Source organism: Bacillus sp. FDAARGOS_527 (assembly GCF_003812125.1).
In the GTDB taxonomy this organism is placed as follows: domain Bacteria; phylum Bacillota; class Bacilli; order Bacillales; family Bacillaceae_G; genus Bacillus_A; species Bacillus_A paranthracis.
On sequence record NZ_CP033789.1, the window covers coordinates 1 to 19,724 of the forward strand.

Sequence of the window (19,724 nt, forward strand, 5' to 3'; positions counted from 1 at the left end):
CTCATTTACTTATGAAAAGCTCACCGAGGTTGATATTAAACTTATCTTCCAATAGTTCAATAATTGTATGTAAAACCATAATTAACTACAATCCTTATTCAACAATCTGGCCCTATTGCGGAACAAAAATAAAAGAGCTCTCTTCAGTCATACTGCGGCTGGTTAGTTTAATAAAATTAGCCCCATAAACGGACATTTATGGGGCTGGTCCTTATTGGAGCAAAACACACTCTATTTACCCTGATCTTTGGTACCAAAACTCATTCCCAAAATCAAAGTAACATTTTTAATAACAAACACCGTTTTTGGTGCTAATATATTCATATAAATAGTTTTTAGTAGGTGATTAATTATGATTTTTGGTTACGCGCGCGCGAGTGAGTACGGAGGAACAAAACCTAGATATGCAAGTTGATGCATTAACACAATTCGGGGTTGAGAAGATTTATAAAGAAAAATTAACTGGCACACGAAGAGATAGGCCTCAATTAGAAGACCTTTTAAAAGTTTTACGAAGTGGCGATAAAATTGTTGTATATAAACTTGACCGTATTTCACGTTCCACAAAACATTTGATAGAACTGAGCGAATTATTTAACGATATGGGTGTACATTTTGTATCAATTACTGACAGTATTGACACTTCAACCGCAATGGGAAAGTTTTTCTTTCGTACAATGGCAAGCATCGCTGAACTAGAAAGAGATATTATTAGTGAACGAACAAAGTCTGGTCTTCAAGCAGCAAGATCAAGAGGAAAGAAAGGTGGGAGACCTACTAAGAAAGAAGATAAAGTGGAAATGGCTGTTAAGATGTATAAGAGTAAAGACTATACAATTAAGCAAATTACAGTGGCAACTGGTATCAGTAAGACCACGCTGTATAGGTATTTAGACAAGGCGCTATAGGGTTGCCTCAGTAATTTAGTTATTAACGATTTGTAAAGATCTTATCGATTAAACCGTATTCTAAAGCTTTTTCTGCTGTCATGAAGTTGTCGCGGTCTGTGTCGCGTTGTAGTACTTCAAGTGGTTGACCTGTGCGGTCAGCAAGAATTTGGTTTAGTTTTTCACGTAAGAATAGAATACGTTTAGCAGCGATTTCGATTTCGGTCGCTTGACCTTGTGCACCACCAAGTGGTTGGTGAATCATTACTTCACTGTTTGGAAGTGCATAACGTTTTCCTTTTTCACCTGCTGCAAGTAAGAATGCACCCATAGATGCAGCCATACCGATACAGATTGTTGATACTTGCGGTTTAATAAACTGCATTGTATCGTAAATTGCCATACCTGCTGTGATAGAACCACCAGGGCTGTTGATGTAGATGTGAATATCTTTTTCTGGATCTTGAGATTCCAAGAATAAAAGCTGGGAAACGATTGAGTTAGCTACGTTGTCATCAATTGCGCTACCAAGCATAATGATGCGGTCTTTTAATAGTCGAGAGTAAATATCGTAAGCGCGTTCTCCACGATTTGTTTGTTCAATTACTGTAGGAATTAAATTCATCTGTTATTTCCTCCTTCAAAAGCTTTCTTAGTCTTATAATACAATTATGGTCAATAAAGGTCAAACGAAACCACTTTAAATCAAAAAAATATGTAGTTGTACCATGAAATATTCGCTATGTTTTTGAAATTCCCTGCTTATGTATCTTCAACATCATAACCGAATTACATAAATTTAAACGTTATAAAAACTGTAGAAAAAAAGAAAAGAACGCCTTTTTTACTGAAGCGTTCTTTCGATATCTATTCTTTTAAAAGATAGGTTACTTTATTTAAAATCTTTTCGATTTGTTTCGCGTTTTTACTATACATTTCGCTTGCTGATTTCGACTTTGTTTCTAAAGAAAATAGTTCAAGATCAGCATGACATTTTTTTAAAGATGCCAATAATAAAGGTTTGTTTTGAGGAGAAGGCATTTGTAGTTTGTCATTATAAATGTCGATAGTAAGTTGTCCATATGAATCCACTTGACCGAGAAAGACGTTTTCAATGACAACACCGAGTTTTTCGAGCTCAGAATGTAACCAAGCTCGGTTATGTCCGCTTGCTGAAAGAGGTTCATCTAGTACATTGCCATCCATAATAACAGTTTGTGGTTCTTTTTCGTTTGCTACTTTTAAACCGATGTCTTTTGCTGTGAGTGGTTGGCGATCTTTCTTTAATAATACATTTAATTCTCCGCTCGGTTCTAGTACAGCAAATTCAACATCAGCTACGCTGAAGGCATCTTTTCCACGAAGAAGTTCCAGTAATTCGTCACTTGTATATTTTTCTTTCTTTAAGTTGTCTTCGAGTATCTTTCCATCTTTTATTAATACGGTAGATTTCCCTTCAAAGAAGTCCCGAGCTGTTTTGTTCTTTAAAGAAAGGATTCCTGTTAAAAAAGGTACCACAGCGAAAATGAGTATCGCAAAGACGCCGTGAAAAAATTTTGAATCGAGCCCTGTAGATACTTGGGCAGCGATGTCACCGATTGTCATTCCGGCTATGTATTCAATAAAGGAGAGCTGAGAGATTTGTCTTTTCCCTAACCATTTCGTAATAGCGAATAAAATAATTAATATGAATACAGAGCGAAGAATGACAAGTGTCCATTCCGGCAGGTGAGACATAGTCATTTCCTCCAGTCTACTTAAAACCCTTTATATTGAGGTTCTTCACGTTCTAATACTGAAACTCTATTTTGTAAATCAGCGATGATGCTCTCCATTTCTAACATACATTCATGAAATACACGTTTTGATTCTGCGTCCTGTGAATGTAGTGAAAGGGAGCTCAAACTTGCTTGAGCGCCCCTTACACTAGCAAGGCAGGTTTTGACGCTAGCGATAACTGTCATACGAACACCTTATCCTTTCGGTTTGAATAGCAATGCTCCGATGAAGCCGAAAATAATAGCTGCGGATACACCGGCGCTTGTTACTTTAAACATGCCGGTAATAACGCCAACGATGCCATGTTTTGCAGCTTCTTCCATTGCACCGTGAACGAGGGCATTACCAAAGCTTGTAATAGGTACAGTTGCCCCAGCTCCAGCGAAATCAATTAATGGTTCATACAAATTGAATCCATCTAATATAGCTCCAGCAACAACGAGTGTTGCCATTGTATGAGCTGGTGTTAGCTTTCCAACATCAAACATAAGTTGGCCGATTACACATATAAGTCCGCCAATGACGAAAGCCCAGAAAAAAATCATTGCGTTGCACCTCCAAATTCAATCGAAACGGCATGAGCGATACACGGAATCGTTTCTTCTTGTTGGAATGTAAGTGGAGATAGTAAAGCGCCTGTCGCAACGACAAGTATTTTATTAAACTCTCCTCTTTTCATTCGGTTTAATAAGTGACCGTATACGACCGTTGCGGAACACCCTGGTCCACTAGCGCCAGCGATGACAGGTTGCCCTTCTCTATAAATGAGCAGCCCGCAATCTTGAAACTGTTCGCTCGTTACTTTCGTTCCGTGTTTATGTAATAAGTCATAAGCAATTTCGCGTCCTACATGTCCGAGGTCACCCGTTACGATTAAATCGTAGTAAGAGGCATCAATTTGTCGTTCGCGTAAATGGGCTTCAATTGTATCAACGGCAGCTGGAGCCATTGCACCTCCCATATTAAATGGATCTGTTAATCCCATATCAACCACTCGTCCGATTGTGGCAGATGTTACCCTAGGACCGTGTCCAGTATCGCTTAAAATAGCAGCTCCTGCTCCGGTTACTGTCCACTGCGCGGTAGGTGGTTTTTGCCCACCATATTCGGTAGGATAGCGGAACTGTTTTTCTACAGCTGTATTATGACTGGATGCACCAGTTAATAAATATTTTGCGCCTTTTGCATTTACGATACTTGCTCCAAGTGCTAAACCTTCCATAGAAGTAGAACAAGCGCCGAATAGTCCGAGATAAGGAGTGCCCAGTGTACGGCAAGCAAAGCTTGTAGGGGTAATTTGATTAATTAAATCGCCTGCGAGTACAAATTGAATATCGTCTTTACGAAGTTTTGCCTTTTCAGTAGCGCGGCTACAAGCTTCTTCGAACAAAATTTTATGTGCTTTTTCATAGGAATCTTGTCCGAGCCATAAATCTTCATGGAGGGTATCGAAGTCTTCTGGAATTTTGCCTTTAGCTTCAAACGGCCCGCCAACGACTCCCGTCGAAATAATAACTGGTTTGTTTTCAAATACCCACGTTCGGTGTCCTTGTAACATTTATAGCCCTCCCCATTGAACGAGAATCGTTTTAATAAGTGCGATGACGAAAGCGGAAAATACACCAAATAAAATAACAGAACCAGCTAATTTAAACATGTTACCACCAACGCCGAGTACAAAACCTTCTGTGCGGTGTTCGATACATGCGGCAATAACGGAGTTACCAAATCCAGTGACAGGTACAGCTGTGCCTGCTCCGGCAAATTGACCAAACCGATCGTATATACCAAATCCAGTTAATAACATGGAGATGAAAATAAGAGTTGCGACTGTTGGATTCCCTGCTGAGCGTTCAGTGAAATCGAAATACGTAATATAAAAAGTAGAAATGAGTTGCCCAATTAGGCAAATGAAACCACCAACGAAAAAGGCTTTTATACAGTTTTTTAAGACAGGACGCTTCGGTTCGCGTTCTTGCTCGAATTTTTTATATTCCTGTTGCACAGGGGTTAAGTTTTTATCTTTACTAGACATTGCAAACCTTCCTTTTCTTTTAAAAAGCGTTAAGTGTTAGACTCCATTTTTTTACCAATGAATTTTAATTGTTTATTAATTTCATCTTTAGATATTTTCTTTTCCTTAATTTTTCTTTCAAGCTTTTCAAGTAACATAAAGATTTTTTTATCTGTACTTACACGAACATCGAAAGTGGGGTGCTCATCACTTAGCTGCTTTTGGAGCTTCTTACGGAGAGGTTTTAATCCAAATCTTTCGTGATGCTCAGGTGTAACTGCTATGTAGAGATCTAAATTTGAATTTACTGCTGTACTTTTTATAATTTCATCCATAGTGAGAGCTCTTTTCTTGGCTCCTTGTGATATAGATTGATTAAAGGATTCCATACTCGTTTTTGTTAACTTTGGACCTTTCTCTTTCTCCGTTCGTTTTGCTTCTTCTTTCACTTTTTTATCTAAAGGACTATTATCACATCCGGTAAAAGAGCTAAATAGAAGGGCAAATAATACGGTTATGAGTCCGAGTTTTTGCATATTTATCATTCCATTTCTATTGCAATATGTAATGTGATAGAAAAAGGATGACTGCATATCATCCTTTTTCTATTTCACAGCAAGACTGATTCGTTATTGCTGTGAGTATTGTGGTTCTTCTTGTTTGACTTCTTCAACGCGTGGGTTTAAAGAATCGATAATCGTTTGTGTTTGCTGTGCAGCTGTTTGGAAAAGTTGCTTAGCTTGTTGGTTATCCGTATCAAGAGCGAATCCCTCTAAGCTAGCTTGTGCACTTTTTAATCCAGAAACAGTTTGTTTTAATTTCGTAATTACAGTCATTGAATGAAGCCTCCTTTGGAATATCAATTCAAAGATTATAATTTGTGAGTTGGGGTGAATTTATGATTGGAAAATTTAGGGGGGTGCTTTGTTAATATACTCATAACTAAGCGTCATAAAGGATTACGGGGATATTTTTATTGATTTAGATGGATTTTATTGCTATTATTATGAGAAGAAAATGAAGTGTTTTCTATTATCATGCGCCCATAGCTCAGTCGGATAGAGCGGTGGTTTCCGGTACCACGTCTTATATATGACAAAGGAAACCAAATGTGCTTTAGGGTGCGGTATAAAGCTGTTTGTCGGAGTTTTTAACGCTTAACTTGAGCGGGAACAAACCGCAAACGTCCTACGTAGGCATTAGCGAATTATTGTCGCATAGTAAAAAGGTGCTACGTGTAACCAAATGAAGATAATGATAGTACATATGCGGAGAGCTTCCGTCTGAAATTCGTTTCAGATAGGGGGCTCTTTTTTTATTATGTCTAAAAGTATACGAGTAGTAAAAAGACGAAGAGAAGTAGTTGATTTTATTGGTACTGCGGAAGCACTAGACACAGAAGCGGCGATAGCGATTGCTGCGCAGGCATTTCGGGCAGAGGGATTTAGAAAGCGTACTATAGATGATTACAGCAAGCTCTTTCGTTATTTCATGCGAGAATTGAACATTGAGAAAGTCGAGATCATTACGGCGGCACATGTACAAATGTATATTAATAAGCTGCTTAATCGAGAATTAGCACCTGCCACTGTAAATATTCGCATATCGGCGTTGAAGTCGGTCTTTAAGCGATTGAATGAGCAGGGCTACATTAAAAGCAATCCCGCTGTAGACTTTGTAAAGTTACGTACCGATGAAGCGCCGATTTTTACGCTAAATCATAATCAGATAAAGCGCATTTTTCGTGTGGTAGATAAGACGACCTATGCAGGCTATAGAGATTACTGCGCCATGCTGCTTATGTTGCACTGCGGGTTGCGTGTAAACGAAGTAAATCAGCTAGAGGCTAACGATATAGATTTTGATAACCTTACGATTATGTTAGCAGGCGCTAAGAATAAGAACCGTAAAACTAGAGCTGTACCTATGACGAAGAAGGTAGCGGAAGAGCTACGAATGCTTATAGGGGTCCTACCACACATCCATCAACTTAACGTATATTTTTATATAAAATGCGGTCTTTCCACGTAGTTTTTTATTATCTTTTATAGATGTTATAAAAGTAGGCACATCAAATAAACCCTGACGGGTTTCAAATTTTTCGCTATGCTACCTGATGGGCAGAAGTGGTATACTCATACACAACACCTAAAATATCAAAGACTGTTTTTTTCTCATATCTGTGAGATTTTCGTCCGTTTCGCTGTAGGAGGTTAAACAGACGAAGGAGAATCTTTGATAATTCTTGGGTGTTTTTATGTAGTGCTTGATGAAAAAGTAAGAAATAATCTTTAATTATGTACATCGCTTTATATTCACTTAGTTCTTTCTGTTTCTTACGTAACAGGAGTTCTCTCATTTTAAACATAGTAGAAGAACATAATAGGATACTAATGAGTTGTCCATAAAGGTGGCATTCTAATCGCTCTTGTTTAATAGATTTACAACGATGAATTCGAAACCAAGATTTCCATATTTTAAATAACAGCTCAATTTGCCAACGCAGTGAATATAAATCATAGATTTTCTCTTTCGGTACCCATTCCGTAGGAATGTTTGTCATATATACCGTAATTCCTTGTAAAAGTTTCGTACGCTCTGTATATGTAATCCCTTTTTTCTTTTCACGAATAGCTCGATCATGTAGACGTTTCTGTTTTTGCTCCTCTGTACATCTATAAACCACAATGCGAGTGGGTAGTTTGTCTTTGCTCCCTACATATACATCATGTAATTCATACACTTGGCCAGGTTGTAATTGGTTCATGATGTCTTCCAAATGAATTTGTATATATACCGGTCTCAATTGAGCAGGTTTTGTTTTAAATACCACTGTTTCGAATTCTTTTCTATATATTTTAGTTGGTAATTTAAGACGCGATAAATAATACCCTTCCTTATCTTGGATCGATTTAAAGTCTTGTAAACGAAAATACCCTAAGTCACGAATATATAGTTCATTCTTTTGTGTCATGTCCATTCGAGTCGCCCCATATGCCTGATCACTTCGTTTTCCTGGTTCAATTTTCACATCAGAAAACTCTCCGCTCAACAAGTCATACTCTAATTGAATTTTCACACCAGCTGTATGACTACAGCCTCCGGCACCAGGATAAGTAGCTGCGAATCGATCTGGAACTTGAAAGGTTGTAGAATCAAGGATGCGAATCCGCTTAAAGTAAGCAGAAAGAGAATGAGAAATTGTAGATGATCCTCCAATTTTAGCTTGTAGAAGTGTAGTAAATACATTTCGAAAGAAGGCTACAGAAGCCGAGTTAAATCGTCGATTCAGTCCCTCAGGACTTAATAAAATTCCTGTTGAAGTTTCTAATTGACTACAAAGTTGAGTAAGAGAGGTTGTAGCGATTTGTTGATTTAACCATACACACAAAGATAAAAAATGGTGCCCATGGCACTTACGTTTTCGTTTCATTCCACCTGCTTCTATAGCTAATTGATTAAGTGTAGCGGGAGACATATATCGATATAACTCTTCGGCAAATAAAGACAGCTCTTGTTTTTGATGCATATTCATAAAAAGCACGTCACCCTTTCTCATTAACATAAGAGAATAGTAACGTGCTTTTAAGTTTAAGAATAGTCTAAATCCTTAAGTTGATGGATGTGGGGTCCTACCACATGCCCATCAACTTAAGAACGAAAACAAAATGAACTTTCGTTCAAACAAACTAAAAAACACGTAATGTACTTTTGGTATTGAAAAGTACACACACCAAATAAACTCTAACGAGTTTCATTTTAAAAATTATGCAGCTTTCTTTTGTTTTCCAAACCCATTATACTCATAGACAACACCCATAATATCAAAGATAGTTTTCTTCTCATATCGATGAGATTTCCGTCCATTCTTCTGTAGGAGGTCGAACAAACGGATTAAAATCTTTGTTAGATTTTGGGTGTTTCTCTGTATCGCTTGATATAACAGCGATACATGATCTTGAATCATCCCAATGGCTTTATATTCACTTAATTCTCTTTTGTTCTTTTGCAAAAGAAGTTTACGCATCTTAAACATCGTAGAAGAACAGATAAAGATGGCAATAAGTCTTCCATACACATGACATTCTAATCGCTCTTTTTTGATAGTTTGCCAATGATGAATTTGAAATAAGGATTTCCACGTTTTAAAAATAATTTCTATTTGCCAGCGAAGGGAGTAAAAGTCATGTATTTGTTCCATCGGAACAACTCCTTCAGGCGTATTTGAGACATATATGTTGATACCCGTTAATCGTTTACTCTTTTCTGAAAATGTAATACCCTTTTTACTTTCAGTGTAACTTTGTTTTTTTCTACGTTCCTGTATCTGTTTGTCTGTTAAACGATAGATAATTACACGTGTGAATAGTTTTTGATTCTTTCCAATGTAAGCTTCTTTTATTTCGTATGTTTGACCGGGTTTTAAATTGTTCATAATATGTTCTAAATCAACTTGGATATACTGTGATTGCTTTTTTACGGTTCCGTTTCGAAAGTATTCTGGAAACGGATTTTTTACATACACGGTATGGTTTAATTTTAATCTGGATATATAATAAGCACCTCGTTGATCCATTTGATCTAAGTCTTCTAATGAAAAATAACCTAAATCACGGATACATAAATCGCTTGGACGTAATGTGTCTAAGCATTCTGTTCCAAAGGTCTTATCATTATTTTTTCCTGGACCTATCTGAAAGTTTAGAAACTGTCCGCTATGTAAGTCATATTCTAATTGAATCTTGATACCCGCTGTTTGTGCACAACCACCTGATCCAGGATATACATGGGCTAAATGTTTTGGTACTTGGAAAATCGTCGCATCTAAAATACGAATTCGTTGAAAATACGTGAGCGCCGCGCTTGAAATGGCCGATGTTTCACAGATTTTACTTTTCCATAATGCCGAAAAAATATATTTCAAAAATTCAACCGCTTTTTTATCAAAGCGTTTATTGAGTCCTTCTGGACTCATAAGAGTGCCTGTGGCCGCATGTAATTGACTGCATAGTCGAACAAGCGAGTCACTCGCTGTACGTTGACTTACCCAAATACATATGGTAGCTAATTCATTTCCAGAAAACTTTCGTTTTCTTTTTACAAAACCTAATTCTTTTGCGAGTTCTTCCAAAAGAGAAGGGGTTAAATGACGATACAGTTCTTCAGAAAATAGTTGTAATTCATCTTGAATCGAAAGATTCATAAAAAATGTCACCCTTTCTAGCTAGCTTTTTAGAAAGAATAACGTTTTTTGTCACTTGGGGGTAGTGAAAATTCTTAAGTTGATGGGCATGGGGTCCTACCAACAAAAAGCGCAAAACATACGCTAGGCAAAATTTAACATGACGAAACTGTTGAGTGACAATAAAGTTCTTTCCTTACCAATAAAGTTGTTTACTAATCGGTTTGTTTTATTACAATAAAGTCGTTTGCTTTTACCATAAGGTTGATAAATCAACTGTTTGAACGCATAAAAGTAAACAACTATTTTTATGCATTTGGCGAAAATCTAAAAAATGGGGTTGCCAGCAAGATTTCTTCAGGAGGCTCTCTTGTGCTAAACAGCCAGGCCAAGTACCTTATTTCACGATAACGGTTGATCAATTCCAGCACTTCTCCGACTTTGTTTTCCTTCATCAATCTCTCGCTGAACAAAATGGCAGAGATTTGTCCCAAGTTTAAGCGTTGTTGTGATGTACTGTACAAATCATTTGCCGCCTCCGTAAACGAGGAACCTTCGCCTTTGCCCACCCAAACCGGGGGCTGCTCCGCTTTTTGCTGTCCCTCCAGCTTGGCCACTGTCGAGAAATCAAGCAATTGCACATACAAGGTGTATTGGCCATCGACATAGTCTATTCCAACAGCCGTAGCATAGTTCATGTTTTGCACTTCATATCTGCTCCAGCAACCGGTAAGGGTGAGAAGAAGGAAAAGTGCAACCATACTTTTATATCTCCTCATTTATGCCTGTCCCCTTGCCTTGTAGAATCTCGTGTCTTCAACATGTCCGGTCGAGTGTTTCGCTATGGCCAAGGTAATCGAAACAAAGCGTTGGCCAAGTCTTTAAATGGAGGTGATATTGGGGCCAAGTAAGGCAAGCCGCATGAACGCAATGAGGCTAAATGGCTGAGCACAATAAATAATCCAAGAAAGAAGCCATAAATGCCAAGCGTGGCAGACAGAATGAAAAGAAAAAAGCGTAAGGTACTAATCGTTCCAGCCAATGATAGGCTCGATAAAGTTGAACCAAAGATTTGTGTAATTGCTCCGATGACAACGATACCTGGGGGATCCAGCACGAATGGCCGCATCCCCCAGGATAAGTCCTCCTACAACCGTTACCGTGGAGCCGACCGCAGAAGGCAATCGGATACCAGCTTCCCGCAGGATTTCTAAGAAGAGAAGTGCAATAAACATTTCAACTGCCACATCAAAAGGGATTCCCAACCGGTTAATCCCCAAAGTGGCAAGTAGATAATAGGGCAGCTGATCTTGATGATAGGAAAGAATGGCAACAAAAAATGCAGGAAGCAGTAGCGATACGGACAAGCCAAGTAAACGAAGCGTTTGACCAAATGTAGCTGCCAAAGCAGTAAAGTGGATATCTTCGGGTGCTTTCACAAGCAAAAATAAATTGGCAGGCGCAATCAACGCAGCCGGTGTACCATCCACAATCAACGCTACACGCCCATTGAGCATACAGTTCACGGTAAAGTCTGCTCTGCCTGTATACCCCATCAAAGGAAACAATGCTTTTGTCGGTTCCATTAATTCTTCTAGCTGAGTGGCGCTAAACGCTCCGTCAATGTGAAGATCATCTAATTTATTCTTTACATCTTGAACAATCTTAGGATCAACAATGTCACGCATGTAAAGAATTGCAACGGTTGTTTTCGTGCGAACGCCTACTTTTTTCGTTTCATAAACCATGCTGGTTGATTTGATTCGTTTCCGAATTAACGCCACATTGACTCCCACTTCTTCCACAAATCCATCCTTTGGCCCCCGTACCGAAAGCATTCGCATCATCTGTACGTTCTTTCAAGCTGCGCGTAATATCTGCTGTTCTACTCATTTTAATTTGCAGGCCTTCATAATGGTTTTCCAAGAGATTTCGGATGCTACGGGAAATATTTAAGGTAATTTCTTTTTCCTGCATCCCATTGCCAATAGCTCCTGGGTCCATTCTCCCGTGACCAGGATCTAAATATAATTTAAACATTTTACACCACCTCGTACAAATAAAATATGATCGAAGAGTAACGGAGGTATAGGAATTCGTCTGAGATACATATAAAAATAGGTGATGATAGGCATTACATTTCATTGAATCAGATGATTTATTTTAAAGCTAAGAAATTTTCCAAATACGAGACCATATGTATGAGCAGCAATTAATGTTCCATATTTTTCGTGGGTCAGGCAAACTCTTGTTCATCTAGACAGTAGGCTGATTGATTATTGATGCTTCTTTCTTAACAAAACACCTAAGTGATTCTCTGTGCATATACTGTATCATTACTACAGGATTATGATTAAATACAACTCAATCTATACATAAAATAATCAAGGAGAGGTTAATTTTGAAAATTCCAAAGACAGCCAAAGTTAGTATCCCCTTTCCATCCGTATGGGGGATTGATGCTTCTATTGCGGGGAGATCCATTATTAGAGGTATACTTACCATTGATTCCATTGTAGACAACAAAGTAGTAGGTACAGTTAATTTTCGTGGTATACCTATTCCGATTAATGGGTATTGGGACGAAAGCGCTAAACAAATAAGTTTCGATTCACCATATGCCTCCTTTTTTGGCAACTTGACAATAATTGATGAGACCGCTATAAGCATTCGGCATTTCATTTTAAGTGGACGGTTTATAATGAAACCTCCCTCTTTGCTGGCTGGTGAATACGGAAATTGGATTGCTACAACCTTTACAACCCGTTTGGGACCTCCCATATATACTAATGTTTTACCACCTGCTGGTGCCTTTTCAGTCTCAAGTATGCTCTTGGGACAGCAATTGTTTTAATTAGACCATGACTTTATAAAAACAACCTTCGTTTGTGATTGACTAAGGTTGTTTTTTATAAAGTGTTCTCGGAAAATACAGCCTTGCTTTAAATCTGAGTTTAGCGTATATCTCCGTTAAAATGTACTCGGAACCCTTTGATGATCGTGCCTAGTTAGATAAACAAATATTGATACTTCCTTATAGAAATAGCCTGCTTGGTTAGGTACGTTGTTTCACAATCCCCGGAAATTTTTAATATAAGTAATGAATGCTTATTTTTTTCCTTCCGATAGCTTTCTATATAAAGAAGCTCTAGATACATTTGTAATTTCACAAATTTGATTTACAGTCATATTTCCTTCTTTATATAGCTTTACTGCATAATTCATTCCTGCGTGATTTTTATGATATTTCTTTAACCGTCCTTTAAACTTCCCTTCTTTCTTTGCGAGCTCAATTCCTTCACGCTGACGCATACGAATAAGGTCTCGCTCTAATTGGTTAACACCAGCCATTACCGTAATTAAGAATTGGCTATATGGATTATCTTCTGATAAATCTAGCCATGTATCCTTAAGTGATTTTAAGCTTCCCTTTTTATTTCGTATTAAATCAATCAATTCAAATAAATCTTGCGTACTTCGAGTGATCCGAGTTAAATCTGTAACATAAATAATGTCACCTTCCTGTAAATCCTCTAACATTTTTTGAAGTTGTTCACGATCTTTTGTGGCTCCTGAAGTTTTTTCTTCATAAATAATATCCATTCCAATTTCGTTCAATTGCCGAAATTGTCTTGAAGGATTTTGGCTAGTCGAACTGACGCGTACATAACGGGGTGGCGTCAGGAAAATGCGGATTTACAACGATAAGGAATTTCCAATATAAAAAGCCTGATTTCCCATCACCTAAATTGAGAAATTAGGCTCTTTTTTCGTTACTCCATAAACAGCATTCTATTACTGAATATGTAATTTACTTCGGGATAACAGGGACCCAGAGTTCGTGTCTTGGTTTATGCTTCGGACCGTAATAACATTCTATACACGGTAAATTTGCAAGTTCATACTCGGAGGTAGGGACCCACTCGGAATATAAACGTTTCCATGCATCCACTATGTTCGGAAAAACTGCCCATGTACTTGCGGGAATAATAAGCGTCTCCATATTTTCTGGGGATTCCCCATCGTATCTTACGCCCATGAAATAGGAAAATTGTTCATCTGTGATGGCAGCTTCTTTTCCGCAAACCCCCAGAAGGCTTTCAAGCGTGCATTTTGGATTTTCCCATGACATATCTACTAGTTCTTGCATAAATCCATCTTTTTTCGCAGTGTTCCAAAGCGTAGGGATTGTTTTAAATGCTCTGCTTGTTTTTACTGGCTTGCTTTTTCCGACAATTCTTAATTCAAAATCAAGGTTTTCAATTCTGTAGTCCATCTCGGTATCTCCTTTAATAGAAATTTGAAAGGAAATTTTGGGAAAGGCTTTTAACTGTACCCCTCTATTACGAGCATTGGAAGGGGTTACCCCATGCATTTTTTGAAAAGCACGTGAGAAAGTATCAGAAGAAATATAACCATATTTAATTGCCACATCGATGATCCGAATATCACTTTTTTGAATTTCAAATGCTGCAAGTGTTAACCGTCTTCGTCTAATATATTCTGATAGCGATACACCTGAGATTGAAGAGAACATTCTTGAAAAATGAAACTCAGAACAGTTAGCTGCTTTTGCAATCTCTTTGTAGTCTATTTCTTCATCCAGGCTATTTTCAATGTAGTTTAACGCATTGTTCATTCTTTCTAGCCAATCCATAAGTTTACTCCCTTTCAATATTTACTTTAAAACAAAATAGATAATAATTACCGACATTTCATGCCTAAAAATGTTGGTGAAAAAATACACCTTTTGATAGAATCAGGACAAACTATTTGTTTCTTTCCGATAGATTTCTATATAATGAAGCCCTAGATACATTAGTAATTTCACAAATTTGATTTACAGTCATGCCGCCTTCTTTATATAGTTTTACTGCATAATTCATCCCTGCGTGATTTTTATGATACTTCTTTAAACGCCCCTTAAACTTTCCTTCTTTCTTTGCTAACTCAATCCCTTCACGTTGACGCATACGGATAAGGTCGCGCTCTAATTGGTTCACACCAGCCATTACTGTAATTAAGAATTGGCTGTATGGATTATCCTCTGATAAATTTAGCCATGTATCCTTGAGTGATTTTAAGCTTGCCTTTTTCCTTCGTATTAAATCAATCAATTCAAATAAATCCTGCGTACTCCGAGTGATCCGAGTTAAGTCTGTAACATAAATAATGTCGCCTTCCTGTAAATCCTGCAACATTTTTTGAAGTTGCTCGCGATTCTTTGTTGCACCAGAAACTTTTTCTTCAAAAATAATATCCATCCCGATTTCGTTTAATTGCTGAAATTGCCTTGAAGGATTTTGGTTAGTCGAACTGACACGTATATAACCAATTTTCCGCAAAATATCACCTCATTTTTGAGATAAGTCTTATGAGACACTCTTAACTATGATTTTATCAGTCTACTATAATTGTATCAATAGAGTACACTCTATTGATTTATAATTGAACTAATTAACTGAACAATTACAGAAATGAGATGATACTGTATGAAAGTTGCGAGAGGTAGAGAATTGCTTACATCGGAACAGCGACAGGTCCTTATGCAAATTCCTGAAGACGAGTGGGTGCTAGGAACCTACTACACTTTTTCCAAACGGGATTTAGAAATTATCAATAAGCGAAGGAGAGAAGAAAACCGTTTAGGGTTCACCGTTCAATTAGCTGTTCTTCGATATCCCGGTTGGCCATACACTCATATCAAAAACATCCCGGATTCAGTCATACATTATATATCAAAACAAATCGGTGCTAGTCCATCCTCGCTAAAGCTTTATCCTCAAAGAGACAATACACTTTGGGTGTTTTTGCCCATCCCCCCGAAAAGGTGGAATAAGGAGTACCTCACTGAAAGATTAGGGAAGTACTCCTTAAACATCGCTTACTCTGTTTCCGATATTACGTTTAATTGGGCTAATTCTTGAATAATTGCATCCAAATCAACAGACTCTTGTTGTATATTAAACTCGTATCTTCCATAGAAGTTAATATGTTGCCATGCAACTGGGGATATTTTTTTCATAACATCCGAATCTAGAGCCTTTGTTTCTCTGTAAGCCAACATATTAGATAAAATACTGGCATTGTAATAAATAATGCAATTGGAGAGTAAGCGACTGCATTCGCCCCAAATATGTTGATCATTTTCATTTTTGAAACGTAATTTTCCAAAATTGGCAAAGGATACTGCTTTGCGTAATTTATGATAACTTTCCCCTCGATTTAATGCCTTTTGAACATTCCGGCGTAAAGGGGGAGAATCAATATAATCCAAAAAATATAGACTTCTTATGATGTTATCGTACTCCCATAAAGCACGTTTGGTTTTGTTCTTCCGTGCATAAGCGCTTAGCTTACCAATAATAATGCTTTGTGTGGTTGTTTTAACTGCAAGGGATAACATAATTCGTTGAATATTTTCCCATTCCTCTATAATAAGATTCGTATTAATCTTTCGAACTGGCTTGATCAGGTTATCTCCATATTGGCTTGGATGTTTGAATCCGTAAAGAGATTTGTTGACCTTATCGTGAATATCCTTGTAGCGAGGCGCAAACTGATAACCAAAAAAGTTCAGGATAGCAAAATTCACTTCATTGGTTCCATGTGTATCCGTGGAATGCACATCAGGCTGAATATCAGTTGTGTTGTTAAATAAAATATCAAATACATAATGACTTTCATGCTCATTGGCCCCAATAATTCGAGCATTAACAGGGATATGGTTGGCTACCATTGTGTAGGAAACAATCCCTTTACCAAGACCAAAGTATTTAGGTGAATGACGGGAATTAATGGTATTGATTCGAGTCTCAACTTTCTGCCCGTCACTACTAGAATGAATCGTCTCCCCAATGTCATAATGTTTAAAGATTGGGAGTTTGGCTATTGCATTACTGATACAATCATTCGCTTCTTTTAAAGTCTCCAGACGAATAAAGTTATCAGATGTGGCAGCCAGTAACGGATAGCTAATATCAGAAATTTCCCCCATTCTCCCTAACCCCATGTTGGTTCCCCAAGCAATCAGACAGGCGACAAGAATTCGATTGTCTTTATTCTGTTTGGCATAACGTCCCAAGATGTGCTCAAATGAGTCAAGGAATTGACAGTGCTGTTGAACAAAATGCAAGACACTCCTAATGTCTATTTGCTTTAATGTATCGTAGAATGAGTGATTAATAGATTCTGTGTCACGAGTATAAGGTAATGTCCATCGGGTATGTGAACCCCGTTTTTTGATTTGAAGATGCTCATTTTTCCCAGATGAAATACTCTGGTTAACTTTAGTAATGCGATCTTCTAATCGCTTCTCAAGCTCCACTAAATGACTATGAATGGGTTGGTTGAAAATCGTCAGACCAGTGTCAGCGATCAACATTTCTTTCTGTTCCCATTGACGATCATTGATCAGGTCATCCTCAAAACTGCGAAATCGGATACTATCACGACAAAAAATATCTCCTGCTTCCAAACGGTTGCGTAGGAGGCGATAGACTAAAAATTCATATCGATCTGCTAAAATTGTTTTTTGTTCATAGATATAACGCTTCACACCATCGGATATGAAACCATTTGGCAAATCATCTGAGTGATATTGTCCTAACGCTTTATTCTTATTAAAAGCAGTTTTCATAAAATTCACTGCTTTAATTAATGGATCATTTGGTGAAGGAGCTACGAAATCAACCTGCAAAAATATAGGTCTTAAATAACGTTTAAATCGTCGTGCCTGCTGACCAATATGTTCCCATTGGAAGGCAGTTTCATCATATTTTATATTTGTAGTAATCTGTTTGGCTACGGATTCCAGTTTCTGACGTTCCAAAATAGTAAATGCACGGTCTTGAATATCCCTAAAGGGAGTATTGGCAGGAATATGATCATCAGTGAATATTTTAAGCAGTTCCCCTGCTTTTTTGATGTCTTGATTACTCTCTGTATAGCACTCGTAAACTCGTTCTTTTGCTGCTAATTTAGCTTCATCTGCATACCCCCTTACACTATATATGAGGGTATTGATCAGGTTGTCATGCATCCGTTGATAACGATGGGATACAAAACATAACAAATAGACATAAACAATCCATACATTCAGCCGTTTGAGCTTGTAGACAGAGTAGTAACTTACTAATGAAGCATAGTACTTGATGCTTTCGTTGGAAATACCTAACTTTGGTAACAGTTCTTGAGCAAGGTAATATAAATGCTGTATTTGTTTACCACGATTCATTTCAAGCTTTATTTCAGTGGCGCTAAAGTCTTTCGGTTCGTGTTTCAGTAGTGTTATTTCATACAGCCCTGAAGAATCTTCAAGTAATCGATCTAAGGATTCCATATCATTCTGTTTTAGATGATCCTGCATCAATGAAATTAATCGGTTTTGCTCATGGGTTATTGCCTGTCCTGTCATATCTTGCATAAAACTATAGCCAGGAACAACAATGCAGTTTTCAGACAAATAATTCATGATTTCTCGAAAGATGTAAATCGGCTTACCACAAAACGCCGCAGACTTTTGAACTTTTTCCTCCATCTTACGCCGTTCTTCGGCACCGCAACTGTGGTAGTTAAATAATTTAAGAATCAATTGTTGTTGTTTTAACCTAGTGGACTTATCAATTGAACTCAAGTCATCAATTTGACTGTTGTTGAAATGTTCCTTCAGAATATATTGAAGATCCTCTTCTACCTCATGGAGGTCAAATGTAAAAAATAGTTGTCTGGCTTTGAAATAACCCAGTTGTAAAACGAAATAAGCCTTAGATTTGACAGAACGCAATGTGTGTAGCAGCTCTTTCTCTGGCTGTGAAAGAGAAAAATAAGAACAGCGATCTTCGTATGAGAAACCTGGTCTGTCATAAATGATCTTTACTTCATCTTCGCTAAGAATCCTCAACCGTTTTTGGGTAGTTGTATTATTCTCCATATTCATATTCCAATCTCAAATTCCCTGACTACTTTATAAAATGAGTTCTTTTTCAACCCAAGTAAACACATGAACTCAACGCCCGTGATCTCTTTATTTTTCCACTTCGGATAGTGAGAATCTAATAATTGGCGCTGTTCATGGGAAAGGGTCCGTAAATTAAGCTTTGGTCGTCCCAAATGTCTACCTTGAGATTTGGCGAGCGCTATGCCTTCGGCTTGGCGCTGTTTGATTTTTTTTCGTTCTTGTTCGGCCACATAAGAGAGAAGGCTTAGAAACTGATCTTCCATTAACTTTCCGATATCTCCCATCTCTCTATATTTACGACTATCAAATAACGTTTCGTTTTCCAACACGACAATATCTGCTTGAATGTTCCTTGTAATGTGTTTCCATTCATAGATAATCCCTTCGTAATCCCTCCCCAATCGATCTAGGGCATCCAGATAAAGGAGATCCCCTTTCCGCAGGATACGCTTCATCGTCTGGTAGCTGGGGCGATTAAAGTCTTTTCCACTTTGTTTATCAACAAAGATCATTCGCTCTTCGATGCCTAAAGCTAACATTTTTTTGATTTGACGTTCTTCATTCTGATCTGTAGATGAAACGCGAACATAACCGATCTTCACAATGAACTTCCTCCAGAAGATATATTTTCTTCTACTATTTTACTATATTTAGTTTCTAAAGGTATGACGATTTTAGTAAACGTTTATAAAAATATTTTCATAGATTTATAAACGCAAGAACCACCCTTTATTAGACAGGTTTTAAAAGTACACCTTTATAAACAAAAAAGAACCCAAAGAATTGAGTGTGGAATTTTTGCTCCACGTACGGACCATTTAGTTGAACAAGAGATAAATTAAATAGCTAAGGATTGTGAAGTATTTTATAATGATGAATGCTTTTTATTTTAGTCTAAAAATA

Annotated in this window: 22 protein-coding genes and 1 pseudogene; 4 read left to right on the top strand and 19 right to left on the bottom strand. The window is 37.5% G+C overall.

Annotated features, from left to right (window positions below; genetic code table 11):
- Nucleotides 1-359: 359 nt before the first annotated feature.
- Complete coding sequence (locus EGX95_RS00075) at nt 360-908, top strand: recombinase family protein (protein WP_413463791.1); 549 nt, start codon at nt 360-362, stop codon at nt 906-908.
- Nucleotides 909-930: 22 nt separating this feature from the next.
- Here EGX95_RS00075 and clpP read toward each other — a convergent pair whose 3' ends face one another.
- The 8 genes from clpP to EGX95_RS00115 all read right to left on the bottom strand — a co-directional run bounded on the left by clpP (nt 931) and on the right by EGX95_RS00115 (nt 5,516).
- Nucleotides 931-1,512, bottom strand: coding sequence for an ATP-dependent Clp endopeptidase proteolytic subunit ClpP (gene clpP / locus EGX95_RS00080; RefSeq protein ID WP_001049162.1), 582 nt, complete (start codon nt 1,510-1,512; stop codon nt 931-933).
- A 242-nt stretch (nt 1,513-1,754) separates the two neighbouring features.
- A complete protein-coding gene (locus EGX95_RS00085; protein ID WP_048548355.1) occupies nt 1,755-2,624 on the bottom strand; it encodes a DUF421 domain-containing protein in 870 nt (289 codons plus the stop codon).
- 20 nt (nt 2,625-2,644) lie between these two features.
- A complete protein-coding gene (locus EGX95_RS00090) occupies nt 2,645-2,851 on the bottom strand; it encodes a DUF1657 domain-containing protein (protein ID WP_000215901.1) in 207 nt (68 codons plus the stop codon).
- 9 nt (nt 2,852-2,860) lie between these two features.
- Nucleotides 2,861-3,211, bottom strand: a complete 351-nt coding sequence (gene spoVAE / locus EGX95_RS00095) for a stage V sporulation protein AE (protein ID WP_000575919.1) — start codon at nt 3,209-3,211, stop codon at nt 2,861-2,863.
- Nucleotides 3,208-4,224 carry a stage V sporulation protein AD gene (gene spoVAD, locus EGX95_RS00100; protein ID WP_000938965.1) on the bottom strand — a complete coding sequence of 339 codons (1,017 nt, stop codon included), beginning with the start codon at nt 4,222-4,224 and terminating at the stop codon, nt 3,208-3,210. Before spoVAD ends, spoVAE begins: the two co-directional genes overlap by 4 nt.
- On the bottom strand, nt 4,225-4,701 hold the full coding sequence (gene spoVAC / locus EGX95_RS00105; protein WP_000095403.1) for a stage V sporulation protein AC: 477 nt from the start codon (nt 4,699-4,701) through the stop codon (nt 4,225-4,227). It lies immediately after the preceding gene.
- Between the two features lie 29 nt (nt 4,702-4,730).
- Nucleotides 4,731-5,216: a YhcN/YlaJ family sporulation lipoprotein gene (locus tag EGX95_RS00110; RefSeq protein WP_001170597.1), complete on the bottom strand. Its 486-nt coding sequence runs from the start codon at nt 5,214-5,216 to the stop codon at nt 4,731-4,733.
- A gap of 93 nt (nt 5,217-5,309) precedes the next feature.
- Nucleotides 5,310-5,516, bottom strand: a complete 207-nt coding sequence (locus tag EGX95_RS00115) for a DUF1657 domain-containing protein (RefSeq protein WP_000216164.1) — start codon at nt 5,514-5,516, stop codon at nt 5,310-5,312.
- Nucleotides 5,517-6,000: 484 nt separating this feature from the next.
- Here EGX95_RS00115 and EGX95_RS00120 point away from each other — a divergent pair, with 484 nt between their 5' ends.
- Nucleotides 6,001-6,711, top strand: a complete 711-nt coding sequence (locus EGX95_RS00120; RefSeq protein ID WP_123805304.1) for a tyrosine-type recombinase/integrase — start codon at nt 6,001-6,003, stop codon at nt 6,709-6,711.
- A 73-nt stretch (nt 6,712-6,784) separates the two neighbouring features.
- Here the strand turns inward: EGX95_RS00120 and EGX95_RS00125 are convergent, their stop codons facing one another.
- The 6 genes from EGX95_RS00125 to EGX95_RS00150 form a co-directional block, all read right to left on the bottom strand.
- Complete coding sequence (locus tag EGX95_RS00125) at nt 6,785-8,215, bottom strand: IS4-like element ISBce2 family transposase (protein ID WP_001055915.1); 1,431 nt, start codon at nt 8,213-8,215, stop codon at nt 6,785-6,787.
- 231 nt (nt 8,216-8,446) lie between these two features.
- Nucleotides 8,447-9,883 carry an IS4 family transposase gene (locus EGX95_RS00135; RefSeq protein ID WP_001053964.1) on the bottom strand — a complete coding sequence of 479 codons (1,437 nt, stop codon included), beginning with the start codon at nt 9,881-9,883 and terminating at the stop codon, nt 8,447-8,449.
- Nucleotides 9,884-10,170: 287 nt separating this feature from the next.
- Nucleotides 10,171-10,623 carry a Ger(x)C family spore germination protein gene (locus EGX95_RS00140; protein ID WP_000226102.1) on the bottom strand — a complete coding sequence of 151 codons (453 nt, stop codon included), beginning with the start codon at nt 10,621-10,623 and terminating at the stop codon, nt 10,171-10,173.
- Between the two features lie 80 nt (nt 10,624-10,703).
- Nucleotides 10,704-10,991, bottom strand: coding sequence for a spore germination protein (locus tag EGX95_RS30865; protein WP_264295257.1), 288 nt, complete (start codon nt 10,989-10,991; stop codon nt 10,704-10,706).
- The gene (locus EGX95_RS00145) at nt 10,888-11,667 is read right to left on the bottom strand and encodes a spore germination protein (protein ID WP_264295258.1); all 780 of its coding nucleotides are present in this window, start codon (nt 11,665-11,667) and stop codon (nt 10,888-10,890) included. The genes EGX95_RS30865 and EGX95_RS00145 overlap by 104 nt, the downstream gene beginning before the upstream one ends.
- Entirely contained in the window at nt 11,600-11,902 is a 303-nt protein-coding gene (locus tag EGX95_RS00150) for an N-acetylmuramoyl-L-alanine amidase family protein (protein WP_002073809.1), read from the bottom strand. The genes EGX95_RS00145 and EGX95_RS00150 overlap by 68 nt, the downstream gene beginning before the upstream one ends.
- A 361-nt stretch (nt 11,903-12,263) precedes the next feature.
- On the opposite strand from EGX95_RS00150, the gene EGX95_RS00155 reads away from it, so the two are divergent.
- Nucleotides 12,264-12,716 (top strand): hypothetical protein, encoded by a 453-nt coding sequence (locus EGX95_RS00155; RefSeq protein WP_000701228.1) that lies wholly within the window; start codon nt 12,264-12,266, stop codon nt 12,714-12,716.
- Nucleotides 12,717-12,970: 254 nt separating this feature from the next.
- Here the strand turns inward: EGX95_RS00155 and EGX95_RS00160 are convergent, their stop codons facing one another.
- The 3 genes from EGX95_RS00160 to EGX95_RS00170 form a co-directional block, all read right to left on the bottom strand.
- Entirely contained in the window at nt 12,971-13,546 is a 576-nt protein-coding gene (locus tag EGX95_RS00160; protein ID WP_033656251.1) for a recombinase family protein, read from the bottom strand.
- A gap of 127 nt (nt 13,547-13,673) precedes the next feature.
- Nucleotides 13,674-14,519, bottom strand: a complete 846-nt coding sequence (locus EGX95_RS00165) for an AraC family transcriptional regulator (protein ID WP_000383881.1) — start codon at nt 14,517-14,519, stop codon at nt 13,674-13,676.
- Nucleotides 14,520-14,631: 112 nt separating this feature from the next.
- Complete coding sequence (locus EGX95_RS00170) at nt 14,632-15,207, bottom strand: recombinase family protein (protein ID WP_001226074.1); 576 nt, start codon at nt 15,205-15,207, stop codon at nt 14,632-14,634.
- A 147-nt stretch (nt 15,208-15,354) separates the two neighbouring features.
- Between EGX95_RS00170 and EGX95_RS00175 the strand changes: the two are divergent.
- Nucleotides 15,355-15,675 (top strand): annotated as a pseudogene (locus tag EGX95_RS00175) (DUF4158 domain-containing protein); the annotation flags it as partial.
- 71 nt (nt 15,676-15,746) lie between these two features.
- Here EGX95_RS00175 and EGX95_RS00180 read toward each other — a convergent pair.
- Both EGX95_RS00180 and EGX95_RS00185 read right to left on the bottom strand, forming a co-directional pair.
- A complete protein-coding gene (locus EGX95_RS00180) occupies nt 15,747-18,800 on the bottom strand; it encodes a Tn3 family transposase (RefSeq protein ID WP_179099244.1) in 3,054 nt (1,017 codons plus the stop codon).
- Nucleotides 18,797-19,423 carry a recombinase family protein gene (locus EGX95_RS00185; RefSeq protein WP_000690664.1) on the bottom strand — a complete coding sequence of 209 codons (627 nt, stop codon included), beginning with the start codon at nt 19,421-19,423 and terminating at the stop codon, nt 18,797-18,799. Before EGX95_RS00185 ends, EGX95_RS00180 begins: the two co-directional genes overlap by 4 nt.
- Nucleotides 19,424-19,724: the final 301 nt, after the last annotated feature.

Excerpts from the sequence above, each read along its gene's own strand:
- clpP (WP_001049162.1), bottom strand. The coding sequence starts at position 1,512 with ATGAATTTAATTCCTACAGTAATTGAACAAACAAATCGTGGAGAACGC.
- EGX95_RS00085 (WP_048548355.1), bottom strand. The coding sequence starts at position 2,624 with ATGTCTCACCTGCCGGAATGGACACTTGTCATTCTTCGCTCTGTATTC.
- EGX95_RS00090 (WP_000215901.1), bottom strand. The coding sequence starts at position 2,851 with ATGACAGTTATCGCTAGCGTCAAAACCTGCCTTGCTAGTGTAAGGGGC.
- spoVAE (WP_000575919.1), bottom strand. The coding sequence starts at position 3,211 with ATGATTTTTTTCTGGGCTTTCGTCATTGGCGGACTTATATGTGTAATC.
- spoVAD (WP_000938965.1), bottom strand. The coding sequence starts at position 4,224 with ATGTTACAAGGACACCGAACGTGGGTATTTGAAAACAAACCAGTTATT.
- spoVAC (WP_000095403.1), bottom strand. The coding sequence starts at position 4,701 with ATGTCTAGTAAAGATAAAAACTTAACCCCTGTGCAACAGGAATATAAA.
- EGX95_RS00110 (WP_001170597.1), bottom strand. The coding sequence starts at position 5,216 with ATGCAAAAACTCGGACTCATAACCGTATTATTTGCCCTTCTATTTAGC.
- EGX95_RS00115 (WP_000216164.1), bottom strand. The coding sequence starts at position 5,516 with ATGACTGTAATTACGAAATTAAAACAAACTGTTTCTGGATTAAAAAGT.
- EGX95_RS00120 (WP_123805304.1), top strand. The coding sequence starts at position 6,001 with ATGTCTAAAAGTATACGAGTAGTAAAAAGACGAAGAGAAGTAGTTGAT.
- EGX95_RS00125 (WP_001055915.1), bottom strand. The coding sequence starts at position 8,215 with ATGAATATGCATCAAAAACAAGAGCTGTCTTTATTTGCCGAAGAGTTA.
- EGX95_RS00135 (WP_001053964.1), bottom strand. The coding sequence starts at position 9,883 with ATGAATCTTTCGATTCAAGATGAATTACAACTATTTTCTGAAGAACTG.
- EGX95_RS00140 (WP_000226102.1), bottom strand. The coding sequence starts at position 10,623 with ATGGTTGCACTTTTCCTTCTTCTCACCCTTACCGGTTGCTGGAGCAGA.
- EGX95_RS30865 (WP_264295257.1), bottom strand. The coding sequence starts at position 10,991 with ATGCGGCCATTCGTGCTGGATCCCCCAGGTATCGTTGTCATCGGAGCA.
- EGX95_RS00150 (WP_002073809.1), bottom strand. The coding sequence starts at position 11,902 with ATGTTTAAATTATATTTAGATCCTGGTCACGGGAGAATGGACCCAGGA.
- EGX95_RS00165 (WP_000383881.1), bottom strand. The coding sequence starts at position 14,519 with ATGGATTGGCTAGAAAGAATGAACAATGCGTTAAACTACATTGAAAAT.
- EGX95_RS00180 (WP_179099244.1), bottom strand. The coding sequence starts at position 18,800 with ATGAATATGGAGAATAATACAACTACCCAAAAACGGTTGAGGATTCTT.